Annotated in this window: 14 protein-coding genes; 4 read left to right on the top strand and 10 right to left on the bottom strand. The window is 71.3% G+C overall.

The annotated features are described in order from the left end of the window. Positions 1 to 16 precede the first annotated feature (16 nt). The 3 genes from OHS18_RS11615 to OHS18_RS11605 all read right to left on the bottom strand — a co-directional run bounded on the left by OHS18_RS11615 (position 17) and on the right by OHS18_RS11605 (position 3537). Positions 17 to 979: an ice-binding family protein gene (locus tag OHS18_RS11615; RefSeq protein WP_328616982.1), complete on the bottom strand. Its 963-nt coding sequence runs from the start codon at positions 977 to 979 to the stop codon at positions 17 to 19. Between the two features lie 426 nt (positions 980 to 1405). Continuing rightward, positions 1406 to 2797, bottom strand: coding sequence for a PP2C family protein-serine/threonine phosphatase (locus OHS18_RS11610; RefSeq protein WP_328616981.1), 1392 nt, complete (start codon positions 2795 to 2797; stop codon positions 1406 to 1408). Then, on the bottom strand, positions 2794 to 3537 hold the full coding sequence (locus OHS18_RS11605) for a GAF and ANTAR domain-containing protein (protein ID WP_328616980.1): 744 nt from the start codon (positions 3535 to 3537) through the stop codon (positions 2794 to 2796). The genes OHS18_RS11610 and OHS18_RS11605 overlap by 4 nt, the downstream gene beginning before the upstream one ends. 109 nt (positions 3538 to 3646) lie before the next feature. Here OHS18_RS11605 and OHS18_RS11600 point away from each other — a divergent pair, with 109 nt between their 5' ends. Then, on the top strand, positions 3647 to 4378 hold the full coding sequence (locus OHS18_RS11600) for a GAF and ANTAR domain-containing protein (RefSeq protein ID WP_328453127.1): 732 nt from the start codon (positions 3647 to 3649) through the stop codon (positions 4376 to 4378). Between the two features lie 219 nt (positions 4379 to 4597). Here the strand turns inward: OHS18_RS11600 and OHS18_RS11595 are convergent, their stop codons facing one another. From OHS18_RS11595 to OHS18_RS11580, 4 genes are all read right to left on the bottom strand, one after another. Next, on the bottom strand, positions 4598 to 4891 hold the full coding sequence (locus tag OHS18_RS11595) for a hypothetical protein (protein WP_328453129.1): 294 nt from the start codon (positions 4889 to 4891) through the stop codon (positions 4598 to 4600). A 25-nt stretch (positions 4892 to 4916) separates the two neighbouring features. Next, positions 4917 to 5393, bottom strand: coding sequence for a DivIVA domain-containing protein (locus OHS18_RS11590; RefSeq protein ID WP_328616979.1), 477 nt, complete (start codon positions 5391 to 5393; stop codon positions 4917 to 4919). Continuing rightward, positions 5390 to 5818: a DUF6292 family protein gene (locus OHS18_RS11585; RefSeq protein ID WP_328616978.1), complete on the bottom strand. Its 429-nt coding sequence runs from the start codon at positions 5816 to 5818 to the stop codon at positions 5390 to 5392. Before OHS18_RS11585 ends, OHS18_RS11590 begins: the two co-directional genes overlap by 4 nt. A gap of 77 nt (positions 5819 to 5895) precedes the next feature. Continuing rightward, complete coding sequence (locus tag OHS18_RS11580; protein WP_328453134.1) at positions 5896 to 6336, bottom strand: Hsp20/alpha crystallin family protein; 441 nt, start codon at positions 6334 to 6336, stop codon at positions 5896 to 5898. A gap of 319 nt (positions 6337 to 6655) precedes the next feature. On the opposite strand from OHS18_RS11580, the gene OHS18_RS11575 reads away from it, so the two are divergent. Beyond that, a complete protein-coding gene (locus OHS18_RS11575; protein ID WP_328616977.1) occupies positions 6656 to 6958 on the top strand; it encodes a hypothetical protein in 303 nt (100 codons plus the stop codon). Between the two features lie 569 nt (positions 6959 to 7527). Here OHS18_RS11575 and OHS18_RS11570 read toward each other — a convergent pair. Beyond that, positions 7528 to 7683, bottom strand: coding sequence for a hypothetical protein (locus OHS18_RS11570; RefSeq protein ID WP_328453138.1), 156 nt, complete (start codon positions 7681 to 7683; stop codon positions 7528 to 7530). Between the two features lie 575 nt (positions 7684 to 8258). On the opposite strand from OHS18_RS11570, the gene OHS18_RS11565 reads away from it, so the two are divergent. Continuing rightward, complete coding sequence (locus OHS18_RS11565) at positions 8259 to 8480, top strand: hypothetical protein (protein ID WP_328616976.1); 222 nt, start codon at positions 8259 to 8261, stop codon at positions 8478 to 8480. On the opposite strand, the gene OHS18_RS11560 is transcribed toward OHS18_RS11565, so the two are convergent. Continuing rightward, positions 8470 to 10725: a SpoIIE family protein phosphatase gene (locus OHS18_RS11560; protein ID WP_328616975.1), complete on the bottom strand. Its 2256-nt coding sequence runs from the start codon at positions 10723 to 10725 to the stop codon at positions 8470 to 8472. The genes OHS18_RS11565 and OHS18_RS11560 overlap by 11 nt on opposite strands. A 182-nt stretch (positions 10726 to 10907) precedes the next feature. Continuing rightward, positions 10908 to 11276 carry an STAS domain-containing protein gene (locus OHS18_RS11555; RefSeq protein ID WP_328618511.1) on the bottom strand — a complete coding sequence of 123 codons (369 nt, stop codon included), beginning with the start codon at positions 11274 to 11276 and terminating at the stop codon, positions 10908 to 10910. A 141-nt stretch (positions 11277 to 11417) separates the two neighbouring features. On the opposite strand from OHS18_RS11555, the gene OHS18_RS11550 reads away from it, so the two are divergent. Beyond that, complete coding sequence (locus OHS18_RS11550) at positions 11418 to 12431, top strand: AraC family transcriptional regulator (RefSeq protein ID WP_328453174.1); 1014 nt, start codon at positions 11418 to 11420, stop codon at positions 12429 to 12431. The last annotated feature ends 190 nt before the right edge of the window (positions 12432 to 12621 follow it).

Below are 12621 nucleotides of genomic sequence, written 5' to 3'. Positions count from 1 at the left end.
GTGTCGCGGAACCGCTCTAGTACCTACGCCTCGTCCTGCGGCGACGGGCGACCGCCAGCAGCAATCCGCCGAAGACGAGGAGCAACGCTCCCAATCCGACCAGCGGACCCAGGAGCGGACTGGCCCCGGTGCCGGCGAGATCGGACGTACCGGTGGGCACGTTGTCGGGCTGTCCGTTGCCGTGGGTGTGGTCGAGGTCGGTTCGGGTCGTGCCGAGGCCCGCTCCTGCCGAGCTGCTCGTTCCGCTGCTGGGGGAGGACGTCGTGTCCGTCATGGTCCCCGTGTTCGTGTTCGTGTTCGTGTCGCTGGTCGTGCCGGTGTCCGATGTGGTCGGAGTCGTGGAGTCTGTGTCCGGCGGGGTGGTGGTGGGAGCGGTGGTGGTCGGCGTCGTGGTGGGGGTCGTGTCGCAGGTGCCGGTGGTGAAGGTGTTGTCGTCGAGGGAGACCTGGCCGTTGCGGGCGAGTGCGCGTCCGGCGACGACGGTGCCGGTGGTCGCCGTGATCGAGGTCAAGGCCATGATCGTGCCGGCGAAGTTCGAGTTCGTCCCCAGCGTCGCCGAGCTGCCGACCTGCCAGAACACGTGGCACGCCTGGGCGCCGTTGATCAGGTTCACGGTGCTTGCCGACGCCGTGATCAAGGTGGACGCGACCTGGAAGATCCAGACGGTGCTGGAGTCACCCTGGCCGTCCAGGGTCAGGGTCCCGCTGATCGCGAGCGGGCCGGTCGACTTGTAGACGCCACCGACCAGGGTCTGGCCTACGAGGTCACCCGCGACGTTTGCGGTCGGCGCGCGGCCGGCGGCGTCGTCGTAGGCGACGACGAGGTCGGATTGGGCTTGCTGGGCCACGGCGTCGCCCGCGTGTGTGGCGCCGGCCGCGGTGCCGGGCGGGAAGCCGGTGATCGCGGTACCGGGAAAGACTCCGAGGTTTCGGTCCAGCGTGCTGGGGCCGGTGTTGGTCACCGTTTGTCCTCCCAGCACGGAATAGGCTCCCGCGGTGCCGAGCCCGACGGGCGCTTCGGCGGCAACAGCCTGCGGCACCCCGGATACGAGGCCAAGACCGAGAATCGTCACGGCCGCGCACAGCCCCGCGGTCACACCACCTCGGCGCCGGCTCCCCGCCGAACGCAGGCTGTCGAATTCGCCGTCCACTGTTTTTCTCCACCGACTTGCCAGCCTGGGCCGGCAGGAGTCTGGGCCGGAAATTCGTTACTCGCGGGAGCGATGATCAACGTTCACCTGATCTCCGACGATGAGGTGGACGGTAGGGACAGGCGGCTGTCCGCGCCAGAAAACGCTGAATAGTGCACACGAAAGTGCAGGATTGGGATCACCCACACGAGTAGGAGGTGTCATCGGTGTGCGCGCACGGTGAGGAGGGGAGATTCCGGCTCTTTCACCCGCGCTTCAGGCGATGGGGGTCCACCGGACGACCACCACGCCGACGTCGTCGGGCAGCGCCGAACCGTGGTGGTCCGCGACCGCTTCGGTGATCTTGCGCGCGATCTCCGGCGCCGGTGAATCCGCGTGGCGATCGACGGCCCGCTGGACGCCTTCGGCGCCGAACGGTGCCCCGGACGGGTTTCGCGTTTCCAGCGTGCCCCGGCAGCACGCAGCGAACAGGTCGCCGGGCCGGAGCCGCACCTGGCCGGTTTCCTGGCCGGCCCTCGGCCCGGGCGACCCACCGCGGTGGACGATGACGGGCGCCCGGCTCCCGGCGGCGAGCCACCGCAGGTCTCCGGTGTGCAGGTCGAGCTCGGCCACGAGTTCGTTGACCGCCGGCGTGTCCGGGTGCTCGCCGAGGATGCCGGCGATCGCCGTGTGCTGCGCGGCCAGCGAGGCACCGTCGCGTCGCGCGGAACGGTACGCGGAGAGCGCGGTGACGACGGCGAGGCTCGGGGCCCCGCCCCGCGCGCCGGTGTCGAACAGGGCGAGCTGGGCTCGGTGCTCGGACAGGGAGTAGTCGAAGGCCGTGCCGGACAGCTCGTAGGCGGGCCGCATGCTCGCGCCGACGACGACGGCGTCGGTCGCGCCGGTCAACGGGGGCAGGGCGTGCCAGAGCAGCTCGGACGGCGAACCGCGGTGGTGCCGGCGGCGCTGGACGTCGAGCCCGTCGCCGTACTGCGTCACGCTGGTCACGAGGTGACCGATCAGCGTCGCCAGCCACTGGCACTGCTGGCGCAGCACCGGGTCGTCCGGATCGGTGCCGTCGGTGGAGGTCACCTCGAGGACGCCGAGCCGTTCGACGCCGTCGAGCAGGACCGTCCACAGCACGGGCGCACCGGCGTCGCGGGCGACGGCCGAGCTCGCACTTCGGAAGACCTCGCCGGCGGTGGTGGTCTCGATGTCGAGGCCGGGTGAGGTGGCCGGCAGGAGCGGGACCAGCACGTTCTGGTCGTAGTCGGCCAGGTGGACCTCGACCCGGAGGTTGAGCGCGTCGGCGGCGGCCGTCACCGCGGCCGGCAGGCGCTCCGGCGGCGCCCGGTGGGTACCTTCGAGCAGGTCGACGAGAGCCCGCAGCGGACCGCGCAGGGGCTTCGCGGGCTGCGTCGGGTGGCTGTAGGGCGCTCGTTTCGGTCCGCTGAGCTCGTCGAGGCGTTCGTTGACGGCGTGCGCCAGCATGTCGCGATCGATGCGGGGCAGCGGCGCCAGACCGTGGAGGTAGGCGTCCACCTCCAGCATGTTCTGGCCGCCACCCAGCGCGAAGTACCGCGCCCACAGCTGCTCGAGCGTCAGCTCACACCGCCGGAAACAGGCCGTGAGCAGCTCCTGCTGCTCCTGTTCGGGGAGCGGGATCATCGGGACCCCCGCGGCTCCGAGCTTGCGGAGAGGATGTCGACGGCGATGTCGGCCGGAGCCCGCCCCTCGGTCCGCGCGAGCGACAGCAGCCGTTCGGCGGCGGCTTGTTCGCTGAGTGCTTCTCGCGCCATGAGGAAACCGCGGGCCATCGTGACGGTGTCCCGCTCGCGCAGCACCCGCTTGAACTCTTCGCTGGAATCGCCGGCTCGGTCGTAGACGCGGGCCTGGGCTACGAGGGCTTCGGCCTTGGTGGCGAGCGTCGTCAGAGTGTGTTCGTCGGACGGGCCGAAGGCGCTGGGCGCGGCGGCGTAGACCTTGATGGCGCCGAGGCAGCCGTCTCCGGTCAGCAGCGGGACGGTGAGCACCGAGCGCAACCCCGCCTCGGCGGCCGCGGCGCACCAGCGGGGCCAGCGCCGGTCGGTGGCGGTGTCGTCGATCCGCACCGGCGCGCCTTCGGCCAGCGCCGTGAGGCAGGGGCCTTCCCCGAGGGCGTATTGCTGTTCGTCGGCCTCGTGCACACCCGCGCCGGATGCCGCCGTCGTGGCCGGCGTGCCGTCCTCGGCGAGCAGCGTCACCCCGGCGCCCGCCGCTCGCGGGAGGGACGTGCCCGCCAGCGTGACGACCAGTTCGAGCACGGAGTTCACGGTCTCGCGTGAGAGCAGCAGCCCGGACAGCCGCGCGGCGACTCCGGCGACTTCGCGGTCGAGCGGCAGCGGGGCCGGCACGGTCATTCCCGACATGTGCGCGGAATACCACCGATGCGCCCGGACAAACGTGCCGGGACCTTTGGGTTCGGCGGAAGTGGGTACCCGTGGGTGGCTCGCTGGTCATGATCATTGAGGAGAGCCCATGGAACGGCCGGACTCGACCCGGACGGTCGCCCCGCTGCTGGACGATGTCACCGGGGCGTTGGAGTCGCTGACCGCCATCCTGAGCCGGGAAGACGACTTCCGCGTGGTGCTGAGGCACGTGTGCCTGCAGGTGGTGCACGCGGTCCCGGGCGTCGACGAGGCGAGCGTCACACTTTCGCACGGCACTCGGCCGTACACCTCGGCCTCGACGAGCGAGCGCGTCACGGCCCTCGACGAGGACCAGTACCGGATCGGCACGGGTCCGTGCCTGGACGCGATGCGCAGCGGGAAACTGGTCCGCACGACGGTGTCCGGCGCGGCCGAACGCTGGCCGGACTTCACCCGGGGCGCCTTGGACGCCGGTTTCGGCAGTTTTCTCGCGGCCCCGCTCGTGGCCGACGAGCAGTTCTCGGGCGCCATCAACTGCTACGGGCAGCAGGACGACGGATTCGCCGACATCGACGCGCAGCTGCTGGAGCTCTACACCGCAGCGGTGGAGGCGGTGCTGCGCGTCTACCACCGCTACCTGGATGCCCGGGAGACGGCCGGGCACCTGCAGCTGGCCCTCACCTCCCGCTCGGTCATCGACCAGGCCAAGGGCATGTTGATGGCGATCCAGAAGATCGACGCCGAAGCCGCGTTCACCGTGCTCGTCGAGGAGTCGCAGCGGCAGAACGTGAAGCTGCGGGAGGTGGCCGACCAGGTGGTGAAGCGCGTCCTCGGCTCGTGAAGCTGGTGGTCGGCCGCACGTGAAGTCCACTGTGGACTCGAACCGGCCTGATCGGCGCGGGTTTCGTTTGCGCGGCCGGTCCGCGGGTACCAGAACGGCGTGGTGGCCCGGCCGTGTTCGAGCTGAGGCATCGTGGGCTCCCCGTCCGCTGCCGTCAGGGCCGGGCCACCGCCTTTCGCCGACGGAGTTGCAGCGCCGTGCCACTGGGCTGCTGCCGCATCACGCCGCTTGTGCGGCTCCCGGCCGTGCTGTTACCCGGTTGCGGGTGTCGGTGACCGCGGTGAGCACCTCCGTGGCGTCGAGGGCGGGATCCCACAGGACGGTCCCGACGATGTGGGCGAGTTTGCGTCGCTGGTGTTGCTCGGTGTCGGTGAGCGCGACGTCCGTCGGGCGGCCGTTCTTGACCGCGTGGACGGCGCGGGTCACGAGGACGGCTTCCTGCCGTGTGCTGCCGAGTTCGGCGGCCGCGGCGAAGATCTTTTCCGCCGCGGCGCGTGCCTGGGTGTTCGTCATCGTCTTCCGTGGGGGATGTGCGGGGTCAGGCGGCGGTGAGGCCGGCTTGCCGGAGCGGGGGTTGCGGCCGTTCTTCGGCCAGGATGTCCTCGGCGCGGGCCAGGAAGTCGTCGATCGCGCGTAACCGGGCCGCTGTGCGCCGTTCCGCCTCGGCGGCCCGCTCCCGCACGGCCGCGGCTCGATGGCGGGCCGAGGCGATGATGGCGTCGGCTTCGGCGCGAGCGCATTCGAGCATGAGCCGCACCCGCTCACCGACCGCGTCCGGATCGGCGGGCGCCAGGGCCAGGCGGTTCAGCCGAGCGCGGAGGTCGTCGGCCTCGCCGCGGGCCGTTTCCAGGCGCCGGAGCAGGGTTTCGGCTTCGGCGATGGCGGCGTCGCGGTCCAGGGTCAGCAGCCGGATCTCGTCGTGCAGTTCGGCCAGGTGCTCGTCGACCTGCTCGCGGTCGTAGCCGCGCACGGCGAGGGCGAAGGACACCGGTAGCGGCAGGGCACCGGGGGTCACGTCGCGCTCCGGTCGCGCAGCGCGGCGTCGAGTTCGGCCAGGCTCTCCGCGGTGCGCAGAGTGGGTGGGTCGAGCCGGCCGACGCGGTGGTCGTCTTCGCGCAGGGCGGCGACGAACCGCGCGACGTTCCCGGGTGCCGGGGTGATGGTGGGTCCGCCGAGGTAGCGCACGACGACGGGGTCGTCGGCGGAGTGGATTTCGACGGCGGCGGCCCAGCCGCGGATCTCGTCCCACAGGAGGGCGACGTCGTGGCCGGGGTAGCCGGGCAGGCGCTCGTCGAGGGCGATGTAGGCGGAGACCGGGGTGTCGTGGTCGACGGTGCAGGATTCGGGGCCGATGCCCAGTGCGGTGGTCACGTCGGCCAGATAGGCCCACAAGGCGGTGAGGGCAGGGTGGCCGGTCGGGAGGTGCAGCGATGCGGTCACGGGTGCGGGTGCCTTTCGGGACAGGCGACGGGCGCAGGACCGGCTCGGGGACGCCGGTCCTGCGCGCGGTCGGCTCGTCAGGCCTGGATTTCCTTGCGGTCGCCGGTGGTGCCGGTGATCTCGATGCGCCGGGGCTTGGCTTTTTCGGCGATCGGGATGCGCAGGGTCAGGACTCCGGCCTCGTAGCCCGCGGCGATGTGGTCGGTGTCGAGGGTGTCGCCGAGGAACAGCTGGCGGGAGAACACGCCCAGCGGCCGTTCGGACACCTGCATCTGGACGTCGCCGCCGGCGAGTGGCCGTCGTTCGGCCTTGACGGTCAGGACGTTGCGTTCGACGTCGAGGTCGATGGCGTCGGGGGAGACGCCGGGCAGGTCGAAGCAGACGACGAACTCGTCGCCGTCGCGGTAGGCGTCCATCGGCATCGCGGCGGGCTTGGACCAGGTTCCGGGGGTCGCGCTGCCGAGCATCTGCTGGGCGAAGCGGTCCAGCTCACGGAACGGGTCGGTGCGCATCAACACGGGTTCCACCTCCTGGGGTCGTTGATCTGGTCGTCAACACGCCCCACAGTTCTAACATGTCATCCAATGGATGACAACCATCAAGTCGTCGATTGGGTGACAGATGCCGGATGCGTGGCCGGCCGGCGGAACTCCCGGCCGCGCCGTCGCAACCACCAGGCGTGGGCGGACCGGACAACCGGACGAGCTCGATCAGTCCACAGAGGACTGAATGGGCTCGCGCGACGATCGGAAATCGGATGTATGAGACGACCACGAGCGGGGTATCAGTGTGCGCGTAACTGATCGACGGTGTCCCGAAGACGGGGAGGGTGTGCAGATGGTGGCGGGAACGAGAGAATGGTTCGACACCGAGGACGTCCGCGATGATCTCGAGATCATCCTGGGCCAGTTGTCCGACCGGCAGTTGCGTCTGGTCCGCCGGTTGTCCACCCCGGGCCCGCACCGGGTCGCCCGGGCCGACGTCGAGGAGATCAGGGCGGTGAACTGGATCGCCGAGGCGTTCTGGTTCCGGTGTCCGCTGCTTGAGGTCGGCCCCGAAGGCGCGGTCGTGGCGGAGCCGGCACGAGAGGTGGTCGCCGCCGTCCTCGAAGCTTGGCTGCGGCGGAGGTCCGCGGCCTGAGACGGCGAAGGCGGGCGCAGGGCCGCCGGGCGTCGCTCGGGCGGTGAGCAGATCCGGTGTGCGGGGAGACGCGACCACGAGGCCCTTTCCCCGGTGGAACGTGGTCGTTTCAGGAGTTCTGCCGAGGCCGGACCCTTCGAAGGGGTCGGCAGGGCCCGGAAAGTGGCCCTCGCCGGGCCTGGCCGAGGTAGCAGGAAGGACCGCGAGGAGATCCTGCCACCGTTCGGGAAGCGCCGACCTTGTGGGGAGGAGGGCCGGCATCGCTGAACCTGCCTCGCCCGTCGTGCGGGGTCGGCGCACCGGCCTGGGCGTGACCGGGGCTCACCCGCCGCCGACCGGCCTGTACGACAGCCGCTGTCATGTCGGGGCCGCCGAGCGCCAATTCTTTGGTGCTCCTGCGTATGCCTGGCCGTCGTTGGCACGTCGTTCCCGAGACGAGGGGGGTGGTGTGCCCCGTACCTCGTCATCGGTCTCCTGCTCGGGTGCGGCCGGGCGCGTTTCAGGGCCGGAGCCGAAGCTCCGGCCCTGAAACGGGTCAGTGGGCTTTGGGCCGCTGGGGGTTTCGCGGCTCAGAACCAGTGTGCGCGGCCGCCGACCTTGCGTCCGGTTCCGCCGAGGATGGCGAGGACGACGCCGGCGACGGCGAGGACGATGCCGATCGTGTACAGCGCCGGGATGCCGACGATGAAGCCGATGATAAGCAGGATGACACCGAGGACGATCACGGTCGGAAGCTCCTTTTCTCACGAAGGCCGGCAGCCGGGAGGTGGTGCCGGTTCCTTCTCGGGCTGCGTAATTCCCCCCGATCGGGTCGATCAAACACACTCGGTGGCGCGCGGCGGCTCGATCTCGGCCCGGACCGGGCTCGCCGGCTCACGACGCAGGCGGTCCTGGGTACATCGCCCGACGTCGATCTGGTGCGTGACCGGGACGGTGGTGGGGTATCTGGCTCTGGCCAGGAGGCTGGCATACGGGCGCAGGACGACGAAAGCCGGCGACGGAGCACCCCCTGATCACCCATCATGATCTGCCTGCAGGGCCGTCCTCACCCGGTTTGTGTGAGGCATTCCCTTTCGGCGGACTCGGTACCCACAAGGTCCGCGGTTTCCGGGCCTCCGGCGATGATCGCCGCTGACCGCGGTTGCGGACGCAGGGACGTCCGGCCTTGGATTTCGATCCGGGCGGCTCCGCACGGCGCCGATCACGCCTGCCCGTCGAGTGCCTCGCGATCGGGGGCCACCCGGTCTGTCCACTGTGGAAACTCCTCCGCGATGGACGAACATCGACGTACAGACGAAGAATGGAGTTCGCGGTGAGCACCGATCCCAACGTGCTGGAGCCGGCGCAGCTGCCGGCGCCCTTGGCCAAGGCCGGACACCGCGCCCGTGATCTGGAGAACTCCGTTGAGCCGCATCGCGCCGCCGAGTACCGGATCGGCGCCGCGGACGCCTGTGCGGACGCGCAGACCTTGATCCGCGGCATGGCCGGGCTGCCCGTGGAAGGGGATTCGCTCAGGGCCTGACAGATCGGCGGCCGGGGCCGGCCGGGCTCCGGGATCCCCGGTCGCCGGCGGTGAAGACCGGTCTGGCCGTGATGACGAGCGCCGCCTGGTCGTCGGTCCCGGTTTCTGCTTGGGCGAAGGCACGAACTGCCGCGGTGACGGCGTCCAGGACGTCGTGGGCACCCGGCCGGGCGGGGGCGGAGGTGACCGCGTCCAGCAGCCGGTCGTCGCCGAACTGTTCGCCTTGGGGGTTGCGGGTCTCGACGAATCCGTCGGTGAGCAGCACGAGGCTTTCGTCCGGCTTCAAGACGAGGTGGCGCTTCTCGAGACGGGGGTTGCCGCCCAGGCCGAGGAGCTTGCCCGGGATGTCGAGTTCGTGCGTGCGGTGGGCGGAGTCGAGCACCAGCGGCAAGTTGTGGCCGGCGCGGAGCAGGTCGATGGCGAGGCCGTCGTCGCCGGGGGTCAGGTGGCCGTAGACCATCGTCACGAAGTCGGTGCCGTGGGCGTCCGGGCGGTTGCTGAGGGCGCGGTCGACGGCTTGCAGGATCGCGACCGGATCTCCCAGCAGCGGCGCGACAGCGCGGGCGGTGTGCCGGACCAGCGCCGTGGTCGTCGCGGCCTTGGGGCCCCGGCCGCAGACGTCGCCGAGCATGAACGCCCACGTCCGGTCGTCGAGGGGGAACACGTCGTAGAAGTCGCCGCCGATGTCCAGGCCCTCGCCGGCGGGGTGGTAAAAGGTCGCGAGCTCGGCACCGGGGACCGCCGGCAGGTCGGGCAACAGCAGGCCCGCCTGCAGGTCGCGGGCCAGGGTGACGCGCTGGCTGTACTGGCGCGCGTTGCGGGCGGCGGACGCGGCCCGCAAGGCGACCTCTTCGGCGAGGGAAACGGTGTGACCGTCGAACCCGCCTTCGCCGGTGCTCAGCAGCGTGAGGACGCCGAAGGTCTGGCCGCGTTCGGTGAGCGGGACGCAGAGATAGCCCGTGACACCCAGTTCGCGCCACGGACCGGGGGTCAGGGGCGGCTGCCGGGCCACTTCGGTCATCCCGGAGGCGAGCACCCGGCCCAGTGCGCTGTCGGTGCGCGGGGCCGGCCGGTGGCCGTCCAGGAGACCGGTGGCGCGGGCGTTCGCGCCGGCGCTGCCGGCCCGGCGCACCCGGCCGTCCTCGACGATGTCGACGGTGCAGAGCGGCGCGAGCCCGGGTACGCACAGCTCCGCCAGCCGCTGCAGGGCCTGCACGTGGTCGAGGTCCGCCGAGAGCGCGGTGCTCGCCGACAGCAGGAACGCGAGGTCCTGCCGGGCCGCTTTCTCCTTGGCTTCGGCGGCTTGCCGGGCGAGTTCGACGTGGTGGCGTTCGATCGCGAGTGCGGCGGTGTCGGCGAAGAGCCGGGTCAGGGCGAAGTCGGCGTCCTGGGGTGAGCGCGGCGCGCGGTGGTACATCGCGAACGTGCCCAGCAGCCGTTCGTCCCGGCCCAGGATCGGCGTCGACCAGCACGCCGCCAGCCCGGCGCGGCCGGCGAGTTCGCGGAAATCGGCCCAGAACGGGTCGTTCGCGATGTCGGTGACGATGACCGGCCGGCGGCGGTGCGCGGCGGTACCGCACGAGCCGACGCCTTCGCCGGTGGCGATGCCGTCGATGGCGTTGTTGTAGAACTTCGGCAGGCTGGGCGCCGCGCCGTGGCGCAGGTGACGCCCGTCGGGATCGGCGAGCAGCACCGAAACCAGCACGTCGGGCGCGAGCTCTTCGATCGCCCTGGCCATCCCGTCCAGGATCCGCTCCAGAGGCGCTTGGCGGGCGATCTGCTCGAGGAGGGCGCGGTGCTCGGCGGTGAGCCGCTGGGCGTGCTTGGCCTGCGTGGTCTCGACTCCGATGACGCGCACGCCCGTCACGGCTCCGGACGCGTCGCGGCGGGGTTCGTAGGTGAAGTCGAAGAAGGCTTCCCGGGCGTCCGGCCCGGGCCCCAGCAGCACCCGGGCATCCCGTCCGGTGGCCGGCTCGCCGGTCCGGTACACCCGGTCCAGCAGCGAGAGGAAGCCCTGTCCGGCGAGCTCCGGCAGCGCCCGGCCGAGCGGCACGCCCAGTGAAGTGACGTCGGCCCGGGCGACCGCGTCGAAGAACGCGGGGTTCGCGGCTTCCAGCACGTGGTCCGGGCCGGCCAGCGACGCGAAGACCGCGGGCGACTGGCCGAACAACGACCGCAGGTCCGCTTCGATCGAGGCGGCCGGCGGCTGGTCGTCGCCGAGCGCCCGGTCGCGGGGTCGGGACATCGATCTGCTTTCTCGGGACTCGGCGGCCACGATGCCGCCACCTGGTGCGGGCGCACCTGTGGTTTCAAGTGCCGGCCGGGCCTGCTCCGCACGAGAGCGGATGCCCGACCTCGACACCTTACCCAGGCCACGCTGCCGCCAGCGCGCCGAGGAAGCCGGAAGTGGCGGAGCCGACCGAGCGGTCACCGGGCTCCGAGGGCTTCGCCGACCGTGCCGTGCAGGGTGAACAGGGACCGCACGCCGGCCACGGTCAAGGGCGAGCCGACGGCCTGTTCCGAGCCGACCAGCCGCAACCCGACATCGACGCGGCGGAGTTCCGTCGCGATCTGCACGACGATCTGCAGGGCCACCGGACCGAAGGCGACCGGTTCGGTCAGGTCGAGGATCAGCAGGTCGAGGGCGTGCGCTCGCTGCCCGTCGATGACGGCCATCAGCTCGATCCCGCTCCGCGCGTGGAACGGACCGCGTAGCCGCAGCAGACAGGCTCCCGGCCGCACGTGGTCCAACGGCTCGACCCGCACGGACTGCGTCATCGACGGGCCCTGGTCCATCACCTGCACGTCTCTCCCCGCGGTAGCTCCCCAGCCGCTCCAGTGAAGTGCCCGGCACCGCTCCGGCACAGCCGATTCGCGCGGCACTCTGTCCGGTGACCGCGTTGGCGTGAGCGTGACGGGACGATTACTGTTCGGCTGGTGACGGGCTTGCCTCAGACGGAGCTGCTGCCCGGGAATCCGGTCGCTCGCGCGATGGACGTCGACGAGGCGCACGAAGCGGTGACCCGGACGTACCTGCCTCATCGGCTCGAGGTGCTGGACCGTGAGATCGACTTGGACATGCGGCTCAACGCGGTCCGGGTGGGCGCGGTGACCGCAGGCTACCTGCGCTACGGGAGCCCGGTCCGGCTCGGCACGGTCGACGCCGGCAACTACCACGTCAACATCCCGGTCGCCGGACGTTCCGAGCAGCGCTGCGGCTCGTCGGAACCGGTGTTCACCGGACCCGGACGGGCCGCCGTGTTCGTGCCGGGCTACCCGGCCGACATGCGGTGGGGAGCCGCGTGCGCCCAGCTCTGCCTCATGATCGACCGCCACGAGCTGGAACTGGAGCTGGAGCGCCAGATCGGGCGGCCACTGGGCGAGCGGCTGCGCTTCACCACCGCGATGGACCTGGACACCCCGGCGGCGCGGTCGTGGCTCGAGGTGCTGGCTCTGCTGGAGCGGGAGGCGGGCCGGCCGGGCGGGATCACGCACCACCCCGCGGCGGCCGCGCACCTGCAGAGCCTGGCGATCGCCGGTCTGCTGCTGGCCCAGCCGAACAACTACAGCGACCACCTGCACGCGCCGGCGGCCCCGGCGCCGCCCAGGGCACTGCGCCGGGCCGTGGAGCTGATCGAAGACGACCCGGGGCTGCCGTGGACTTCGAGCACCTTGGCCCGGGAAGTCTCGGTCAGCGTCCGGGCACTGCAGGAAGGGTTCCAGCGCTGGTTCGCGCTGCCGCCGATGGCCTACCTGCGGGATGTCCGCCTGACCCGGGTACACGACGAACTCGGGGTGGCCGACCCCGGCGGCACGACGATCGCCGCGGTCGCCACTCGCTGGGGCTTCCTGCACGCCGGCCGGTTCTCGACCGCCTACCGCCGCAAGTTCGGTGTCCTGCCCTCGGACACCTTGCACGGCCGTCACCCGGTGAAGGGGACAACCGGCTGACGGCTGGTGCGGGGCCCCAGGGCTTCAGCTTTCGTCCGGCGGAACCTCTCCGGGTGCGGCCGGACCGCTACTCGACGAATGCGTGCGGATGTTCTGGTTCCGCGCGGAAGTCGTGGATGAGCGGAACCAGTTCGCCTGCGGGGGAGCGCCGGTCCGGCCGATGCCGGCGGCGATCTGCCAGTAGCCCAGG

It is taken from the genome of Amycolatopsis sp. NBC_00355 (assembly GCF_036104975.1).
Lineage (GTDB): Bacteria > Actinomycetota > Actinomycetes > Mycobacteriales > Pseudonocardiaceae > Amycolatopsis.
This window is presented reverse-complemented; position numbering and strand designations above follow the sequence as displayed.